Source organism: Zooshikella sp. RANM57, from assembly GCF_050749885.1.
In the GTDB taxonomy this organism is placed as follows: Bacteria; Pseudomonadota; Gammaproteobacteria; order Pseudomonadales; family Zooshikellaceae; genus Zooshikella.
Genome location: NZ_JBOIUB010000009.1, coordinates 12,665 through 30,707 on the forward strand (window position 1 = coordinate 12,665; position 18,043 = coordinate 30,707).

The window sequence follows — 18,043 nt, forward strand, 5'->3', positions numbered from 1 at the left end:
TTACCTAAATGGTTCTCTCTAATTACCTTAAAGGTTGAACATGCCAACTATTAATCTAAGCTCCAAACCAAAGGCACCCGCAGCCTCACTCGGTGGGCGGCTGTAAGCTTCCAGCTAGGCCACGCTTAGCGCTTAACAGCTAGTAGCTCTTTAAAAAGTAGGTGGGAAATAGACGGACTTTGTAAGAGTAATATCTTACCTCCTGACATTTCATTTCTTAATACATGGTGTGTTTTACGTAGGGCATTAAACCTAGTGCCCTATAAAAAGCATACATGAAATTAATATTTATTTTAATAGGGAGACATTAAAATGACCTCAATTACTTTTTATTCACTTTATGATTATAATTGTGGTAATATATTTGCTAATACATTAAATTTAGATAACTTTTCTACCTTAGAAGAATTAGACGCAGCACTTCACGACTGGCTAGAAGAATTAACAGAGAATAGGAACGATGGGGTAACCCGCGAGGAGTGGATTCTAGCAGACTGTGAGGACGTGCCAGACCAGTATATAAATACCTATGGTATCAATGGGGAATACTTCACTTATAGAGATACCATAGAAGAATTATCTAACTATCATGATGATGCTGAAAACATTTTAAATGCATGGATAGCTTATGGATATGAGCTAAACCTTGATGAAATTAAAGACGCATACATAGGTCACTTTTATTCAATTAGGTCATTTGCTGAGGAATATTTGTGGGAAATAATGGATTTATCCTCACTACCTCAACACCTACAGTTTTACATTGACCTAGAACGATTGGCGAAGGATGTCTTAATAAACGACTGCTGGGAAAGTAACGGTTATTACTTTAATAGAATTTAATTTCCTTGCTACGGATTAGGGGGAAGTAATGCCTAGAGTAACACTATACTCACTTTATGATGCATATTGTGGCAATTTAATTTATCAACATTTTTTCTTGGATAGATATACGACACATGAGGAATACCTTAACGCTGTCTACATCTGGCTGAAGAGCTTAAGTGCAGTCATGGGGGACAACGTGAAGCGCGAACAAACAGCACTCCACGACTCACAGGGTATACCTGAGCGTTACCTTGGCATGAGCAATGTGTGTGAGTCTTACTTCCAATACAAGGACACACTAGAAGCGCTTAAGAAGCAGCACACGAACGCTGAGTTAATCCTTGAGCTTTGGGTCTCCCAAGGTTACAGCGTGGACCATGAGGAACTACAGAGCGTCCAGTAAGGGCGCTAAGGTATACACTTACTTTGTGAAATATTTCACCTAAAACTCAAGTTCATACTGCCGTATATTAGACACCAGTAACGTAGACCAAACAGGTGTGGTCCTTTGTTTTATGTAGGTATGGCTCATTGGTGGAGTATTGTAAATGAGTTCTGTTGTAGTAAAGGGTAAGCAGTATGCAGAAGGGGTCTTACTAGAGCAAACAGAATTAGTATGTGATTATCTCTTAGCGGGAAAGGACAAGTACACAAATATAGTCCAGTGGTGGGCAATAACGCCCTCACTTGGGGAGAAACTAGGAAAGAGAAAGCACGATTCCTTTGTATTATTTAGTTCCTATTATGGGAGTTGGTTAGGCCTATATGATAATAATAACACTATAGATGCAGTGGTTATGGATGCATTAAGCACATAATCCCTTGTTTATTTAGTCTCATATATGGTACAAAGTAGGAAGTGCATAACCAATAGGCGAGAGAATTAAATGGCTGGCGGCTTAAAGTTACTTAAATTTTTAAATGCTGTTCAAGCTATGCGCTCAATTGACCCTGATATGACCTTATCACAGCTAGCTACCCTGCTAACAATTGCTAAGGACGAGGGGTTAAGTGTATCTGAGATACAGCATAGAGTAGGCTTAACGCGTACAACAGGCTCCCGCATAGTTCGCAGTCTTACCAACTGGGAAGGGGAAGGAAAACCCGGGTTTGACTTTATTGAAATGCGAGCAGACCCAATGGACTATAGACGACGTGTTGCGTATTTAAATGAAAAAGGCCGTAAAGTAGTTAAAGACGCAATTAAACATTTATAATTATTTCTAAGGGTAGCTGTCCTCGCTACTCTTTTACTTTTCCTATCTCTTTTTTCTTAATTTCTCCTTTTTTATCTTCTTCATCTAAAAGCACCTATCATTAAAGGAGGCTTACTCATGGCTATTCGTAGGCGTGGTAATCGCTGGCAAGTAGACGTGTATGTAGGTAAACAAAGGGTACGCCTAGCATGTGCAACAAAGAGTGAAGCCTTAGCAGAACAGGCGAAATTATTATCTTTAAGTGCTGAACAAGGTACTTACCAAAGAGAAAATAAGCTACACAAAAAGTTATCTCTGACCGAGTTATTAGAATTAACAACAGCACGTTTCTGGGAGGGAACTAAGAGCGAATTAGTTCAATATAAAACAGGCAGGCAAATAATAAGCTTTTTGGGTCCATTAACATCAGCCTCATCCATTGATGTAAACACAATTGACTCCTTCATTACTCAATGCAAAAAGGAGGGAAATGCAGCCGCAACAATTAATAGAAAGTTAGCCGTTTTACAAAAAATGCTTAGGTATGCTTTTGAACGTGGCTACATTAAATCAATGCCACGCTTTGAGCGCTTAAAGACCCGTCAAGGCCGTATACGTTACCTATCATATGAGGAGGAAAAGCAGCTCCTTTCCTTAGCTGATAAAGACCTCGCTGACTTTATTGTTCTCGCCATTGAAACAGGTGGCAGGCTCTCAGAAATATTCAATTTAAAGCCTCAGGACATTCTAGAGCATAAGGTTATCTTTTGGGAAACCAAGGGTAATAGGAGCCGCTCAGTGCCTTTAACTCAGCGCGCTAAGGAGGTCTTACACAGTAGACAGGGGCAGTTGTGGCCGTCCTCATGGACAAAGGGAGGGATAAGCAGAGCGTGGTCTAAGCTGCGCAAACAGATGAACCTAGAGCATGACACAGACTTTGTATTCCACTGTACACGGCATACCTGCGCTACCCGCTTGTTATCTGCTGGGGCAAGCTTAAGGGAGGTTCAGCAGTGGCTAGGGCATGCCTCAATCAACCAGACAGCAGTCTATGCGCATATCGAGGAGGAAGCCTACTACAGGCTTGTGGATAACTTAGAGAAGCAGAGATTTGAGGGAGTGTTATGAATAATCTAAATGTGCCACAATGTCACATATTGAATGCTTTGGAAGAGTGTGTAATACTTAGTATGTGCCACTCTGTCACGTATAGGAGATTAACTTATGGCTACGAATGACCCACGTATAACAGCGCGCGTTGACCAAGAAACACAGCAACTTTTAGCAAGAGCGACAGCTATTACTGGAATGGCTAGCATTAACTCATTTGTCTTAAGCTCATCCATTGAAAAAGCAAAGCAAGTCATTGAACAAGAAGAGCTTTTAAAATTAAGTCGGCGGGACGCTATGATGCTGGTTGAAGCTTTGGATGCTCCACCTAAATCACTCCCACGTTTGAAAGAAGCGGCAAAGCGGTATAAGGAAAAATTTAAAAAATGAAGGTTGTACCTCTTGATAAAAAGAAACATGACAGGAAACGCTTTGACTGTGAGATTGATGCCTTAAACAATTACCTAAAAGTAATGGCGAATCAGCAGGATAAAAAAGACAATACACGAACGTATGTCCTGGAGGATGAAGAAAACCAAAGTACTATTATAGGGTATTATACATTAACTCTTGGTTCAGTGTTTTTAGGTGCTTTACCTCCTGACCTGCAAAAGAAACATCACAATGCTAGCTCTGGAGGGTTAATTGCGCGTCTTGCGGTAGATAAACGCTATAAGAAGCAAGGATATGGAGAGTTGCTACTAATTGATGCTCTATCAAAGTTATTACAAGGGAGTGATTTAGTTGGTTACCCCTTAATAATTGTTGATGCAAAAGGAGGGGCTGTAGATTTTTATAAAAAGTTTAATTTTAGACAGTTTAAAGATATGCCTAACAAGCTTTTTGTTTGTATTTCAGAAGTTCGATTAATCTTAGAGGAAATAATAAATAACTTTGAGTAGTTGAGCGGAAAGCAAAAAGCTATTAATAATAAAGCACAGCTGCATGTGCTAGAAGGGGTAAGTGTTATGCCTGATATTCTTATAAAAGATGTAAATGTAAGTCTAGAAAAAAAGTTAATTTCTCAAGCTGCTGTGAACAACAGGAGTTGTGAGGATGAAATAAAAGCTATTTTAAATGAGGCCATGTTTGGAGGTAGACCCAAAAAAATACCTCTTAATGAAGTATTAGAAGAGTTAGCCTGCATAGATAACAACCATGCAGTAACTAACTCAAACAATAATGGTTTATGTGAATAGCTTTTTGAGGCTACAGCAAAACCTCTCTGACTTCCTTAAAGTCCACTCTCTGCAAACTCTCATTCAATAGACGCAAAGAAAAGCCACTCCCATAAACACCATGGGTGATGTCTTTCTGTGCGTGTCCAAGTAAGGCTTTAATGTGCTCACTAGGTATGCTTGCCTCTACAGCAGCGTCCCTGAATGAGTGTCTGAAGCTGTGGAAGACCTTACTAGAAGGGAAGCCCAAAGAGCGTTTGAACTTACTGAACCAGTTAGTTACTCGCTTACCATATTTGCCTGTCACCTTACTTAAATTGAAAAGCTTAATATTTTGCTGCTGTTCAACATAAGTAAGAAAGCCTAGATTTAACAGGATATCATGCAGAGGAATTACACGACGGGAGCCTTCATTTTTTAATTGGTTTCCATCCTCGTTGTGTATCTGAAGATAAATAATAGAACCTTCCGCTTTAACATCAGTGGTTTTAAGTTGGGCAAGTTCTTCCAAGCGAGCACCTGTAAAGTAAGCAAGTAAGGGAAGCCAGTATTGCCAAGGGCTTTTATATTGCTTGTCCTTGAACAGCGGCTGAGAAAAGATATGTACGAGGTCCTCGTGACTAAATGCTTCTTTCTTAGTGGCTGTTCGTTTCCCTTTAGGAGCTAGACCAGTAATGGGGTTTTCCTTTGTATATCCTTTACTTACTAGCCAATTAAAAAAGACATTAACCCTAGTACAGTGGTTCTTAGCTGTGGTGGGTGTGATTGATGGGGCTTTTTTCTGGATTAGCTCTGCCAGTGTATATCGAGCATTTTTACCTAATGTTCTTCTCTGAGGATAAACCAAGAGCACTTCTACATAAGTATTTCCCTGTTCCTTGCTAAGCTGTTTTGCTGGGATGTCGCCTAGAATATCCACAAGTGCTTTGAAAGCAGTTCTATAGTCATCAACTGCCTTCTGACTCCATTGGGTTAACTTTTTCTCATGCTCAAACTTGTCGTATAGCTGGCTAAGAGTAAGACCTTTTTGGGTATCAGGAGTTGTATATTTTTTAACCTTTTTTCGAGATGGAAAAGGTGCCAAGCTGGTTTTTGCACCTCTCTTTTGCACCTCTCCAAACTCCTCTAGAAAGTGCATGAGTTCTAGGGATAGCGCTTTCTTTTTGCACCCCTCATTTGCACCTCTCAGTTCGAAGAATGTCCTATTAATTCTGCCTAAAAGTAGCTGAGAGTTAGTAAAAGCTTCGGCTTTAGACCTTGTATATAAAGAGATAACGAAGTTAGTTTTGTGGAAGTAAGGACGTAAATCAGCAGGAATAACTTTACGTAAGTAATAGCCTGACTCGCGTAGAATTAAGTTTTGCACCTTGAAAATCCTGAGCAGTCGAGACGCTAGTTTGCACCTCAAATTTGCACCTGAGTTTCAAAATTTGGGGGTAAGAGAGGAAAAAATCTAGGAAAATCAATAAGTTAGGCGATATGGTGCCGAAGGGGAGACTCGAACTCCCACGCCCAAAGGGCACTGCCACCTGAAGACAGCGTGTCTACCAATTCCACCACTTCGGCATGGAAGAATAAGAATGGTGCCCAGAGGCGGAATCGAACCACCGACACGGGGATTTTCAGTCCCCTGCTCTACCGACTGAGCTATCTGGGCAACGCTCGGGCCGCTATTAAACCGTTAGCGGCACAAAGAGTCAAGAGCTGGTTGTTAAAAAAGTTTGTAAACGGAGGAGGGTTGTATAAATAGTATTCAATTTGCTGGTTAATCTGATGTAGGCACAAAGCCATCAGCCTGATCTACCTCATCATTCGCGAAGAACTTATCCATTTGTTCTGTGAGGTACTTTCGAGTATCTGGTTCCATTAAGTTGAGTCGCTTTTCATTAATAAGCATGGTTTGATGCTTTTGCCAGGCTTCCCACGCCTCTTTACTGATGTTGTTATAAATCCACTGACCTTTTTCTCCTGGGTAGGGAGGCATCGCTAAGCCTTCGGCTTCTTTATTCAATTTTTGGCAAAAAATGGTGCGTGTCATATTGTGAGAACTCCATTAAAGCTCAATGGCATACTGTGTAGCCTGTTGGTGTGCAAGTTTGCTAATCAGCTTTTTAACAGGCGCCGCTAAACCTATTGATGGTGGTTGATAGACGTTATACCAAAGCCTATTGGTGTCTTCCATGATTTGCAATGGCTGGGGACTCTCCAGCTGGCAGACCACAGGGATTATATTGAGTTGAAAGTGGCTAAAGACATGCTTTACTGGGGACCAGTGCACAGGTTTAGATAGCTTCAACTTAAGTTGTTTTTCTAACTTATTAAGCTGTTGGCGTGTTACAGAACTATTATCTGATTCAGAGAGTGCTATTTCAGGAAAGCTCCAGAGCCCGCCCCATATACCTTGTGCAGGACGCTTGTTTAACAGTACTTCGCCCTCCTTGTTTACAGCGAGCAGCATGGCGACAGACTTAATAGGTTGCGTTTTCTTGGGTTTAGGACTCGGAAAATGAGTAGGATCACCCATTTGATAGCCTTGGCAATTTTTTTGTATCGGGCACTCATCACATTTAGGTTTGGTTCGGGTACATATCATTGCCCCAAGATCCATCATAGCCTGCGTATAATCAGCTACCCGTTTTTGTGGTGTGTAGTGTTCGGCTATTTCCCAAAGTTGATTTTGAATAGACGTACTGCCTGGCCAACCTTCAATTGCTTCAAAACGAGCCAGCACCCGTTTAACATTCCCATCTAATATGGCTGCACGCTGGCCTAAGGCTATAGACGCGATGGCTCCTGCGGTTGATCGACCTACGCCAGGTAATGTACTTAATTCGTCAACGGATGATGGAAATTGACCGTTGTATGTTTCACAGACCCTCTTGGCAGCTTTGTGAAGGTTTCTGGCTCGTGCGTAATAACCAAGCCCTGTCCATAAATGAAGTACTTCATCTGTTTCGGCGGAAGCTAGTTTGGTTACATTTGGGAAACGTGCCATGAACCGTTCAAAATAAGGGATTACAGTATTTACTTGCGTTTGCTGCAACATAATTTCTGATATCCAGACATTATACGGGGTTTTCTTTTGTTGCCAGGGCAAATGTTTGCGGCCATGCCGATCAAACCAGCGTAATACTGCTTGATTAAAAATATTGGCTCTAATCATGAGTGTATTGTTTTTTATACTGAAACGAGGGCGATATAGTAGCTATTATGTAACGCAAAGAAAAATATCTCCCTATTGTTAATACATTGAATGATGTTGGTATGCACTAGCGATCAGGGGTGATGGACCGTTGTGGTTATCAATCTAAAACTGATTTATGGTTTTGTGGTTGTGCACATGCTTGTAAAAAGTAGGTTGGAAGTATAACAGATGTTCAGTTTTAAACGTTAGCCTGGGTTGGTTTTTATGGGTAGGATATCAAAAAGGCATAGCTTAACTGCTATACCTTTTTCTGATGATAAATTATCAATAATAAAACTAGGGTTAATCTAAAAAGCGTTTCAGTAAATCACCCACAGGTTTTAGTTCAGGTTTATCTTCCAGTTTTTTATCAATTTTACGTTCAAGTTCAGATTTGACTTGGCTTGCAGCAATTTCGCCTATTTTTTCCTGATCGATACCGCATAACTCTTTATCAGAAAATGTGCCTTGACAACGAATAGGCCAGCGTATGTTCGCATAACGCTTATTGATTTGGCAGGCTGCTTCTCCTGCATCACTTTGAGTACCTGTGATGGTGAGTCCTAGTCGATAATCTAAGGATTCGCTTAAAAGGTTAATAGTGCCATAACCATCAATGTTTAATTGATCAAGTTTTGCAATAAGTTTTTGGTTATCCACTACGCCATTTCGAATAATGATTTGACCAGACATATCTTTAAACGGTGTACTTGTTTCCCAGTCGTTTTTACTGACTTTTTCTTTTCTTACTTTGGCTATGGCTTTACATAATATTTTATCCACATTGGTCTGAGTAAGTTCGCCATTAGCTATAGCAAAGTTTGCTTGACCATTAAGAGACTGAATCAATTGTGTTTTGGTATTGCCTTGTGTTGAAAACTGCCCGGTTAAGTTTGCTGCACCTTTTAATGCGTTCAGATCGGCATAATTCATTAATGCTTGGTGAACATCGATATTATTTGCTTTGGCTGTGACATTGATAACGGGTGTTTTTTTTGTGACATCAATTGCAACAGTTTTATTTATTGTGCCACCTAATGTTTTTGCCGTGACTGGGGAAAGTTGAATTTTTCCATTATTGGCATTGATCGAAAGGTTTACATCCTCAAGTTTTGTTTTTTGCTGCGTAAGTGCGTTTAAGTGTAACTTACCTTTTAGATTTAATTGGCGTAAGGTATCTACAGGTAGAATCGGGGTATTATCTACCGTTTTCGCTTGAGTAGAGGTCTTAGTTGACGCTTTTTTTTCAGATTTACTTGTTGAGTCTGATGAGCTTGTGGCAGAACTGGCTGCAGGAGTAAAGTGATCTACAACTAAATCATTTCCTTTGATATCAAACTCATACAGTGGCTGTTTAGTAATGTTAGCCAGGGTTACTTTGCCATCGAGTTTAAACTCACCTGCGGTTAAATTTAATTTATCCAGTACAATATTACCGGCATCACCATTAATCTGACTTGTGAATGAAAATTTGTTTAATGCGTCTGGATTTGCAGGCTTATAATTTATGCCTAAGCTCTCTAGCCACTCAGGTAAGTTATCTACTGAAAGTGAGATATTACCTTTGACAGTTGGCTGAATAAAGTTGGTTAGTGATACATTGCTTTTAGCCGTGAGCTGCTTATCAGACAGTGTCAGATTTTTAATATTTATTTGTTGTGTTTGACTAGCTAACTCAATTTTTTCTGCAGACACGTCTAAATTTATTGCAAAAGGCTTTTTATCGGATACCAGTTGACCCTGGCTGTTTAATGAAAGATCTTTTAGCTCAAAGCGTTGTTGTTTAAGATCAAACAACAAATCTGTGCGAATCTTTTCATTAAGGTTAAATTCAGGTTTATTACCTGATGCTGAAAAGCTAATTATGATTGGGAAGTAGTGACTGCTTGTAATATTGGCGGCACTTACGTCTAAATTCTCTAGGTGAAATGCTTGTGCTTTTTGTTGGTCTTGATAATTCAAGGTGATGTTTTTTAAAGAAACAGCACTGATATTAAGTTCTGTTGTATTTTTTTCTCTATTTGGTGTGGTATTACTATCCTGGTCTGATGTTTCTGCCGGGGTTGTTTTACTGGCAGGTTTATTTTGAGATTGTGTTGTTTCTATTTGCCAGTTTGGTACGCCCTTTTTATCTTTAACAAGATTAACTTCTGCGCCTTCTACATTAAGTGCCGTGACTTTTAATTTGTCGCTCAGTAAGGGAAGTAACTCAACTTCAACTTGCGCATAGTCCACTAACACTAATTTTTCTTGTTTAGGTGTGGTTACCGTAAGCTTGTTTGCTGAAAAGCCTAATGCAGGGAAAAACGAAAGCTCTAGAGGGCCGTTAATATCGAGCGTCAACCCGGTATTATCTTTGACGATGGTGCGAATTGTCTTTTTGTATTGGTCAGCATCGATAAAAAAGTTCAATGCGAGAATTGCGACCACAACCAGTAGTAATAAGGTGAAAATGACACCTAATGAAATTTTAATAACCGACTTCATATCAGTTTCCTTAGACTCGAAACATGTACGCTTTGCAAGAGGTAGTGTGCAATACCATAAAAAGTGTATTCATAGCACACCATTTAGTGATAGACGTCAAGTAGGGCAGGTAAAGACTTGACCCTGAATAGGAGATAGAGCCTTATGATAGTGCGCTAATACAAAGTACTAACATACCGGTATCGTATTTAGCTTTGGTGAAAATACGAGTCACTCAGCTTGTCAGCAATGTTATCTGCAATAGCGAGAGCCGCTGTTAGACCAGGACTTTCTATTCCAAACAGATTTATTAAGCCTGGTATATTATGGTCTGTTTCTGTTTGTATTATAAAATCAACAGGGGGCGAGTTTGGCGCCTGAAGCTTGGGGCGAATACCTGCATAGTCTGGAATCAGTTGTTCTTTTTTTAAGGCTGGGTAGTAACGCTGAATAGCGTGGTAATAGTTTGTAAGGTGATGTGTACTGACATCATAGTTAATGCTATCAATATATTCTGTATCGGGACCAAAACGTACCTGACCCGCTAAATCGATGGTGGCATGGATCCCCAATCCCGTTGTCTGCGTATCAGGTAGGGGATAAACCAAGTGGCTGAGCTTAAGTGGACTGGCCAGTTTAAAATAATTACCTTTGCAATAGAACAACGGAGGAACACAGTGTTTGGGAAATCCAATCATATTGTTTGCAGCTGTTGGTGCATGCAAACCACCCGCATTGATCAACACCTGGCTGGAAAACCTGTAAGCTTCTTTGTCTGTTTGAACATCCAGAATAAATGGGTTGTTTGAAATTTCCCCATGTTTAAATTGGGTATTCCGTAAAAGTAGTGCTCCTCGTTCTTCAGCTAATCGGGATAATGTTAACAACAACTGATGGCTATCAATAATGCCTGTACTGGGGGAAAGTAAAGCACTGGTGGCTTTTATTGCAGGTTCAAGCTGTGCGACTTGTTGAGAAGATAAGAACTTAAGGTCATCTACGCCATTATTGATGGCTTGTTGCTGAAGTGAAGACAAGCGTGCTTCGTCACTCGTACTTGTTGCTACAATCAGCTTACCACAACGACGGTGTGGTATTTGATACTGCTGACAGAAGTCGTATAGTTGCTCTTTTCCCTGAACACAGAGTCTAGCTTTTAACGATTGTGTGGGATAATAAATGCCCGCATGTATCACCTCGCTGTTGCGGCTACTGACTTCTTCGCCAACACGTTTATGTTGCTCTAAAATAACAACTGTTTTATTGGCTTTAGCAAGGCGTGCTGCAATCGCAAGTCCAATGACTCCAGCTCCAATGATTGTAATATCGACTGCTTCCATGACCTAATACTGAGAATACCTTAAAATTTCATACATAATAATTCGCAAGGTATTTTCAGGCTATAAATATTTAGTGCTTATTTAAGACTGAATTTAGACTCTCTATACTCCTAGGCCAAGGTTTTATATTACGTAATTGGTTGAGTGGTGGTGTTGATAGTGCAAGTTTGGCTTGCTGTTGATTTTCATAAAGTCCATACACTAATACATGCCAGTTTTTTTGTTTGGCTGTGTACTCAAGCAAGATGCCACTTTGCAAGAAAGGGTGTTGTTTAAGGAGATTATTGATTGTTTGGGTCTTTTGTGCAGCTAATAACTGTAAGGTCAAGTAGTTAGTGGGTACCTCAGAGAAAATATTTCGAGGGATACTTGCCTGCTTTATTTGTTTATGAATCACTTTAGTAATGCGTGGGCGTTCTTTTGTGCTTACAGACTCAAGTGTTTCATTAAAGTTTTCTCCATTATCTTGTTCTCCAGGCCTGCATTTCCAAGCCGTGTTTTTACCGGCTAAACACTCCCAACCAGAGGTAATACCTGAGGGGAGTTCAGACATGGAAACATCGGCATCACTGACGGCTTGGGTATTTGACTCTTCCATGGCGATATCTTCACTGGCATCTTCGGTATCATTAAAAGAAAACCATGAACAGCCTGATAATAAGACTATTAATACACTGACAAGATAATGACTGAAGGTTGGCTTCATTGGAGCGCCCCCGCTTGATGCTTTACGAAATCTTTAATTATTTTTAAAGAACCATTTGTGAAGGCTATATAAACGAAACCTTTCTTCTTTTTGTGTGAGGTTCTTCAGTTTGGAGCTACTTAAATAGATATAGCAACCGAATGGCTATAAGGCGAATCTTTGATTAACTGAATTTAGGATTCAGGTTCATGAGATTAAAGTGTTCAAGTTTTGTGAGGGCTAGAAAGTAACAGCGTAACTTTGTGACAGTTTGGATAACGCAAGCCATACTTAAAGTATGTTGTTAGGGGGTATATTAAAGCAGAAGGGAGGTTCCCATATGCCGATAGAAGAGCTCAAACAACAGACAATTGAGTACACTCAACAATTAAATTCTTTATATAAAACGTTAGCATCCACTATTCAGCAACAACCAGAAAATCAGGAGTTGATAAAACTAGTTGAAGAGTTGAATCAGTGCTGTCACCGAGTTGAAAAGCATACGAAAGAGCTGCTTGTTTCCGCAGGTGTCATGAACCAAACAGCAGAACAGCAGTTTGAAAGGGATTTACAGCAAGTGATGGAAAAATGGTAATTTTGAATGTTATTCATTGAGTAGCCTTGGCTTTTGCTCAAGGCTAGTCGTTAAGCTATAAATCTTTTGGAGCTTGCTCAAAAATCAAGTTTACCTGTTGCTGCTGGGCCAAACGATTGATTTCAGTATGGAGTCGTTTACCAACACCTCTACTTCGTGTGACTTTTCTGACGCACATTGAACGAATATGCCAGTCATGTTCTAGTTGTTCTACAACAGCTGCCCCAACAAGGCGGTCATTAAATCGGGCGCCAATAAAGTGAGTCATTGGTTGTTCGATAATGGACTGAACAAACTGTTTAACTTGGGTTATCGCATGATGGTTTTCATAGTCGCATAACATCCAATCAGGTGCATCCAAGTAGATTTTGGTCAAGTCTTCACGGTCTTGCTCGCTAGGAAAATCAAGAATTTCAACAGTAATTGGCATAGTTAACCATCATCTTAAAACACAAGTCGTATGCAAAACGGCCATCCATTTAAAATCTGCTAGCTAAAGCATGGAGGTGGCTTACTTGGTGACTACTATAAGTCGAGTATATACCTTGCGCGAATTCTTTTTTATGCAGTTTATTTTCAGCTGTTATTTTCACGGGTCAGTGAAGTTGTTCTACTCGGTTTCTAGGCTATTCAATAATGTTCAACGTAAGGTGCATACGACAAAATAGAATAGTCGTTCGATCATGATTAATAGCCATAACATAATAATGGGCTAGTTCTTTAAAAAATGTTCACTTATAGGTAAATGTATATACAGTTTCTTGACAAAATAATCGTAAAACCAGTGTAAAAGTGCACAAAATGACTCTATCTGCGGTTATAATGTGCCTATCTTTAAATTAGTGATGAGTCTTAACGGGTTAATTTATACCTAAAACAAAGGGTATATTTGAAATAAGCACCCATGTATGGGCGAGAAGTGTACTGAATTGAGCTTTTTACTCATTATCAAATAAATTCATATCAACAAAATGAGTGCGTGGAGATCTGAATGGTGAGTCGTACTGCCACTGTAGAGCGCAATACCCTGGAAACTCAAATCAAGGTGACGGTTAATCTAGATGGTTCTGGTCAATCGCACTTTGATACTGGCGTTCCCTTTTTAGAGCATATGTTGGATCAGATAGCACGACATGGTCTGATTGATATCACCATTGTGGCCAAGGGCGATAACCATATTGATGATCACCATACCGTAGAAGACATTGGCATCACATTAGGGCAGGCTATCAGTCAAGCACTGGGTGATAAGGCAGGTATTACTCGCTATGGCCATGCGTATGTACCTCTGGATGAAGCGCTATCTCGTGTAGTGATAGATTTTTCGGGACGGCCAGGGCTGGAGTTTCATGTTCCTTTTACTCGCGCGATGATTGGACAGTTTGATGTGGACTTGTGCTACGAGTTTTTTCAAGGGTTTGTTAATCATGCCCTAGTATCACTGCATGTGGATAACTTGCGGGGGCGAAATGCTCACCACCAAATAGAAACCGTCTTCAAAGCTTTTGGGCGCGCACTGCGTATGGCGTTGACCCCTGATCCTCGAATGTCTGGCATTGTACCTTCCACCAAAGGTAGCTTGTAAGAAGGAGCACTTTGGTGATCGGCTTTGGGTTTTAGTGGAAAAAGGGAAAGGGGAAATTCATGAAACGTGTGGTGGTGGTTGATTATGGTATGGGGAATTTGCACTCGGTGGCAAAAGCTCTGGAGCATGTTGCGCCCACTGAATGGAAAGTACAGGTAAGTGCAGATGCCGCAGTGATTCATCATGCGGATCATGTGGTATTTCCTGGAGTAGGTGCGATCCGTGACTGTATGGCTGAGATTAAACGTCTGCAACTAGACTCATTGATTAAAGAAATCGTTCAGCAAAAACCTGTACTTGGGATTTGTGTGGGGATGCAATCACTGCTGACTCACAGTGAAGAAAATGAAGGTGTTGATTGTATTGATTTAATTCCAGGTCATGTGCGCTTTTTTGGTAAAGACTTAAAGGATGAGCGCAACCAACGATTAAAAGTACCACATATGGGGTGGAATCAAGTTGAACAAGTGGGTAGCCACCCTATTTGGCAAGGTATTCCCGATAATAGCCGTTTTTACTTTGTGCATAGCTATTATGTTCAGGCTACTCAGCCAGCACATGTCATTGGACGTGGCCACTATGGGGTGACATTTGATGCTGTGCTTGCTGTGGATAACTTGATTGCGGTGCAATTTCACCCAGAAAAAAGTGCAGCGCTGGGGCTTCAGCTGCTGAAAAATTTTCTCTCCTGGCAACCATAAGATAGGGCTTTCTCAATGTTGTTAATTCCAGCCATTGATTTAAAAGATGGAGAATGTGTTCGTTTACGCCAAGGTGAAATGGCCGATGCAACGGTTTTTAGTGATGACCCTGTAGCAATGGCAAGTCATTGGGTTGAAATGGGATGTCGTCGCCTGCATTTGGTTGATCTAAATGGCGCTTTTGCAGGAGAACCTGTGAATGGCGAAATTGTTAAAGCAATAGCTAAGGCCTACCCTAACTTACCTATTCAGATTGGTGGTGGTATTCGTTCACTAGCCACGATCGAAGCGTACCTGAGATCAGGGGTTCACTATGTAATCATCGGTACACAAGCGGTGAAACAACCCGAATTTGTGGCAGAAGCTTGTGCTGCTTTTCCCGGCCATATTATTGTGGGGTTAGATGCTAAAGACGGCATGGTGGCTATTGATGGCTGGGCAACCGTGACTTCAGTGAATGTGATTGAGCTTGCCCAGCGCTTTGTGAATGATGGTGTTTCAGCCATTGTTTACACGGATATTGCACGAGATGGCATGATGCAGGGCGTCAATGTTGAAGCAACTGTGCAGCTGGCGGAGCAATGCAATATTCCAGTGATTGCATCAGGTGGCATCACTAATATGGACGATATTCGTGCACTCAGTGCGGTGGCTGATCGCGGTATTCTGGGTGCAATCACAGGGCGTGCTATTTATGAAGGTACGTTAGATTTGGCTGAAGCCCAGGCATTTTGTGACTTATCCACAGAGCAACGAGGTAGTTAACATAATGGGCTTAGCAAAACGAATTATTCCCTGCCTGGATGTTGAAAATGGCCGTGTTGTTAAAGGCGTGCAGTTTGTTGATATTCGTGATGCTGGTGATCCGGTTGAGGTAGCTAAGCGTTATAACGAAGCTGGGGCTGATGAAATCACGTTTCTGGATATTACAGCCAGCCATGAAGAGCGAGATACCACTGTTCATACTGTGGAACGAATTGCCGGTGAGGTATTCATTCCGCTGACTGTGGGGGGGGGGATCCGTAAGATTGAGGATATACGAACGATGTTGAATGCCGGTGCAGATAAAGTCAGCATTAACACCGCTGCCGTCTTCAATCCTGACTTTGTTAAAGCTGCTGCTGACCGCTTTGGTGCTCAATGTATTGTTGTGGCCATTGATGCGAAAAAAGTGAGTACACCACAGGAAGAAGATCGCTGGGAAATTTTTACCCATGGAGGCCGTAAACCCACAGGTTTGGATGCGGTTGAGTGGGCAAAAAAGATGGAAGCCTATGGTGCGGGTGAAATTTTATTGACCAGTATGGATCAGGATGGCGTTAAATCTGGCTATGACTTAGGGGTAACGCGGGCTATCTGTGAAGCAGTAAGCATTCCAGTGATTGCTTCTGGCGGGGCAGGTAATCTCGATCACTTAGTGGATGGTATTAAAATCGGTTTGGCTGATGCAGTACTGGCCGCGAGTATTTTCCATTTTGGAGAGTACACGATTCAGCAAGCGAAAGATTACATGCGTCAACAAGGCATAGAAATGCGCTAATTCATGCATACAAGCTAATGCAATGCTTGCGAAGTGATTTCTTTTACCAAAACGGCAACCATGAAGTGGTTGCCGTTTATGTTTTGGTGTTTACGATATTTTAGTGTGCAGCTTGATCACGCTGATGACGAGAAACACCTCGAATAAATGTTTCTTTGATATTTCGGTCATCACCCAGAATGCAAAGCACAAAGAGTGTTTCAAACAGGTTTTTGCAGTTGTTCATCCGGTACTTCATGAGTGGTGTACTGTTTAAGTCCAGTACAACAAAGTCAGCTTCTTTTCCTGGTAAAAAGTTACCCAGTCGATCATCTAACTTTAATGACTCTGCACCCGCTAATGTTGCAAGGTAGAAGGACTCAAAGGGGGAAAGTTTATCGCCACGCATTTGAGTGACTTTATACGCCTCATTGAGGGTTTGCAGCATGGAAAAGCTGGTGCCTGCACCAACATCAGAACCAAGACTTACGTTAACTTTATGTCGCTCTGCCTGCTTTAGGTTAAATAAGCCACTACCTAAAAACAGGTTGGATGTTGGGCAAAAAGAAATCGCGGCTTCTTGTCGTGAAAGTCGCTGAAGCTCGTCTTCACATAAGTGAATACCATGAGCAAATACTGAACGTGGACCTACTAAACCATAATGGTCATAGACATCCAGGTAGTGGCAACGCTCAGGAAATAGCTCACTGATCCAAGCAATTTCTTTATGATTTTCAGATAAGTGGGTCTGCATATACAGGCCATCATATTCTTTCAGTAATTGACCTGCGGCTTGTAGCTGTTCTGGAGTACTAGTGATGGCAAAGCGAGGTGTAACGGCATAATGCAGTCGTCCTTTGCCATGCCACTTTTCAATGAGTGTGCGGCTTTGCTCACATCCAACTTCTGGTGTGTCACGAACAGATTCAGGTGCGTGACGATCCATAAGCACTTTGCCAGTGATTAAGCACATATCACGCTGGTAGGCTTCTTTAAACAGGGCTTCTGCTGACTCCTGGTGGACACTGGAGAAGACCATTGCAGTCGTGGTGCCATTACGCAGTAATTCGTCGAGATATACGTTGGCAACTTGTTGGGCATATTCCAAGCTTTGAAATTTACTTTCTGTAGGAAAGGTATAGGTTTCCAGCCAGTCGAGAAGCTGCTCGCCAAATGCCGCTATCATCTCAGTCTGGGGAAAGTGATTGTGTGTATCAATAAAACCAGGGGTAATAATGGCATTGGGATAGGTTGTAATAGGAAACCCGGCTGGGAGAGTTGGCAGAATTTGATCGGCTGGCCCCAGGCGTTCTACTTTACCCTCATCATTAATCACCAGAATACCATCGGCATAGTATTCATAGGCTTCTTCTGGTGTAGCGGTTGATGCAGGGTCTGCTAAACAGTGAAAAATGCCCGCTCGATAAGCATGGCTGACAGATTGTTTACTCATGGCATTAGGACTAATTTTAACTACTACTTAAAGTTTATTCACTCCGAATACCCTTTGCGAATCGTCTTTGTCGTTAATAAAGCATAACGGCACCTAGCCTTGGCTAGCCAGGTGAGAGTGCTTGAGTACTTACACTAAAGTGTAAGCTCTATAAGCTTGAGCACAACACACCTTTCGCTGGATATGACGAAGCACGTTTTAAA

The 18,043-nt window shown here is 41.2% G+C and carries 21 protein-coding genes and 2 tRNA genes; 13 read left to right on the forward strand and 10 right to left on the reverse strand.

Features of this window, described 5'->3' with window-relative positions; genetic code table 11:
* Positions 1–312 precede the first annotated feature (312 nt).
* The 8 genes from ACQ96U_RS18025 (at position 313) to ACQ96U_RS18060 (ending at position 4,333) form a co-directional block, all read left to right on the forward strand.
* Positions 313–843 (forward strand): antirestriction protein ArdA, encoded by a 531-nt coding sequence (locus ACQ96U_RS18025; RefSeq protein WP_431722654.1) that lies wholly within the window; start codon positions 313–315, stop codon positions 841–843.
* Positions 844–871: 28 nt separating this feature from the next.
* On the forward strand, positions 872–1,231 hold the full coding sequence (locus ACQ96U_RS18030) for a hypothetical protein (protein WP_431722655.1): 360 nt from the start codon (positions 872–874) through the stop codon (positions 1,229–1,231).
* A 145-nt stretch (positions 1,232–1,376) separates the two neighbouring features.
* The gene (locus ACQ96U_RS18035; protein WP_431722656.1) at positions 1,377–1,646 is read left to right on the forward strand and encodes a hypothetical protein; all 270 of its coding nucleotides are present in this window, start codon (positions 1,377–1,379) and stop codon (positions 1,644–1,646) included.
* A gap of 69 nt (positions 1,647–1,715) precedes the next feature.
* Positions 1,716–2,045 (forward strand): MarR family winged helix-turn-helix transcriptional regulator, encoded by a 330-nt coding sequence (locus tag ACQ96U_RS18040; RefSeq protein ID WP_431722657.1) that lies wholly within the window; start codon positions 1,716–1,718, stop codon positions 2,043–2,045.
* 117 nt (positions 2,046–2,162) lie between these two features.
* On the forward strand, positions 2,163–3,152 hold the full coding sequence (locus ACQ96U_RS18045) for a tyrosine-type recombinase/integrase (protein WP_431722658.1): 990 nt from the start codon (positions 2,163–2,165) through the stop codon (positions 3,150–3,152).
* A 96-nt stretch (positions 3,153–3,248) separates the two neighbouring features.
* Positions 3,249–3,524, forward strand: coding sequence for a DUF1778 domain-containing protein (locus ACQ96U_RS18050; protein ID WP_431722659.1), 276 nt, complete (start codon positions 3,249–3,251; stop codon positions 3,522–3,524).
* Positions 3,521–4,036: a GNAT family N-acetyltransferase gene (locus ACQ96U_RS18055; protein ID WP_431722660.1), complete on the forward strand. Its 516-nt coding sequence runs from the start codon at positions 3,521–3,523 to the stop codon at positions 4,034–4,036. The genes ACQ96U_RS18050 and ACQ96U_RS18055 overlap by 4 nt, the downstream gene beginning before the upstream one ends.
* A gap of 66 nt (positions 4,037–4,102) precedes the next feature.
* Complete coding sequence (locus tag ACQ96U_RS18060; protein ID WP_431722661.1) at positions 4,103–4,333, forward strand: hypothetical protein; 231 nt, start codon at positions 4,103–4,105, stop codon at positions 4,331–4,333.
* 10 nt (positions 4,334–4,343) lie between these two features.
* On the opposite strand, the gene ACQ96U_RS18065 is transcribed toward ACQ96U_RS18060, so the two are convergent.
* The 8 genes from ACQ96U_RS18065 to ACQ96U_RS18100 all read right to left on the reverse strand — a co-directional run bounded on the left by ACQ96U_RS18065 (position 4,344) and on the right by ACQ96U_RS18100 (position 12,008).
* Positions 4,344–5,678 (reverse strand): tyrosine-type recombinase/integrase, encoded by a 1,335-nt coding sequence (locus ACQ96U_RS18065; protein ID WP_431722662.1) that lies wholly within the window; start codon positions 5,676–5,678, stop codon positions 4,344–4,346.
* A 114-nt stretch (positions 5,679–5,792) separates the two neighbouring features.
* Positions 5,793–5,878: transfer RNA gene (locus tag ACQ96U_RS18070), tRNA-Leu, on the reverse strand.
* 15 nt (positions 5,879–5,893) lie between these two features.
* Positions 5,894–5,969: transfer RNA gene (locus tag ACQ96U_RS18075), tRNA-Phe, on the reverse strand.
* A 108-nt stretch (positions 5,970–6,077) separates the two neighbouring features.
* Positions 6,078–6,350: an oxidative damage protection protein gene (locus ACQ96U_RS18080; RefSeq protein ID WP_431722663.1), complete on the reverse strand. Its 273-nt coding sequence runs from the start codon at positions 6,348–6,350 to the stop codon at positions 6,078–6,080.
* 15 nt (positions 6,351–6,365) lie between these two features.
* Positions 6,366–7,475 (reverse strand): A/G-specific adenine glycosylase, encoded by a 1,110-nt coding sequence (gene mutY, locus ACQ96U_RS18085; RefSeq protein ID WP_431722664.1) that lies wholly within the window; start codon positions 7,473–7,475, stop codon positions 6,366–6,368.
* 324 nt (positions 7,476–7,799) lie between these two features.
* Positions 7,800–9,983 carry an AsmA family protein gene (locus tag ACQ96U_RS18090; protein WP_431722665.1) on the reverse strand — a complete coding sequence of 728 codons (2,184 nt, stop codon included), beginning with the start codon at positions 9,981–9,983 and terminating at the stop codon, positions 7,800–7,802.
* Positions 9,984–10,171: 188 nt separating this feature from the next.
* Positions 10,172–11,302, reverse strand: a complete 1,131-nt coding sequence (locus ACQ96U_RS18095; RefSeq protein ID WP_431722666.1) for an NAD(P)/FAD-dependent oxidoreductase — start codon at positions 11,300–11,302, stop codon at positions 10,172–10,174.
* Between the two features lie 70 nt (positions 11,303–11,372).
* Entirely contained in the window at positions 11,373–12,008 is a 636-nt protein-coding gene (locus ACQ96U_RS18100; RefSeq protein WP_431722667.1) for an SPOR domain-containing protein, read from the reverse strand.
* A gap of 319 nt (positions 12,009–12,327) precedes the next feature.
* Here ACQ96U_RS18100 and ACQ96U_RS18105 point away from each other — a divergent pair, with 319 nt between their 5' ends.
* Positions 12,328–12,582: a hypothetical protein gene (locus ACQ96U_RS18105; RefSeq protein WP_431722668.1), complete on the forward strand. Its 255-nt coding sequence runs from the start codon at positions 12,328–12,330 to the stop codon at positions 12,580–12,582.
* A 55-nt stretch (positions 12,583–12,637) separates the two neighbouring features.
* Here ACQ96U_RS18105 and ACQ96U_RS18110 read toward each other — a convergent pair whose 3' ends face one another.
* Positions 12,638–13,012 (reverse strand): acetyl-CoA sensor PanZ family protein, encoded by a 375-nt coding sequence (locus ACQ96U_RS18110; RefSeq protein WP_431722669.1) that lies wholly within the window; start codon positions 13,010–13,012, stop codon positions 12,638–12,640.
* A 561-nt stretch (positions 13,013–13,573) separates the two neighbouring features.
* On the opposite strand from ACQ96U_RS18110, the gene hisB reads away from it, so the two are divergent.
* From hisB to hisF, 4 genes are read left to right on the forward strand one after another with little or no spacing between them, the layout of a single operon-like run.
* Positions 13,574–14,167: an imidazoleglycerol-phosphate dehydratase HisB gene (gene hisB / locus ACQ96U_RS18115; protein WP_431722670.1), complete on the forward strand. Its 594-nt coding sequence runs from the start codon at positions 13,574–13,576 to the stop codon at positions 14,165–14,167.
* 59 nt (positions 14,168–14,226) lie between these two features.
* The gene (hisH, locus tag ACQ96U_RS18120; RefSeq protein WP_431722671.1) at positions 14,227–14,868 is read left to right on the forward strand and encodes an imidazole glycerol phosphate synthase subunit HisH; all 642 of its coding nucleotides are present in this window, start codon (positions 14,227–14,229) and stop codon (positions 14,866–14,868) included.
* A gap of 15 nt (positions 14,869–14,883) precedes the next feature.
* Positions 14,884–15,633: a 1-(5-phosphoribosyl)-5-[(5-phosphoribosylamino)methylideneamino]imidazole-4-carboxamide isomerase gene (gene hisA, locus ACQ96U_RS18125; RefSeq protein WP_431722672.1), complete on the forward strand. Its 750-nt coding sequence runs from the start codon at positions 14,884–14,886 to the stop codon at positions 15,631–15,633.
* A 4-nt stretch (positions 15,634–15,637) separates the two neighbouring features.
* Positions 15,638–16,408 carry an imidazole glycerol phosphate synthase subunit HisF gene (hisF, locus tag ACQ96U_RS18130; protein ID WP_431722673.1) on the forward strand — a complete coding sequence of 257 codons (771 nt, stop codon included), beginning with the start codon at positions 15,638–15,640 and terminating at the stop codon, positions 16,406–16,408.
* 100 nt (positions 16,409–16,508) lie between these two features.
* On the opposite strand, the gene guaD is transcribed toward hisF, so the two are convergent.
* Positions 16,509–17,840 carry a guanine deaminase gene (guaD, locus tag ACQ96U_RS18135; RefSeq protein WP_431722674.1) on the reverse strand — a complete coding sequence of 444 codons (1,332 nt, stop codon included), beginning with the start codon at positions 17,838–17,840 and terminating at the stop codon, positions 16,509–16,511.
* Positions 17,841–18,043 lie beyond the last annotated feature (203 nt).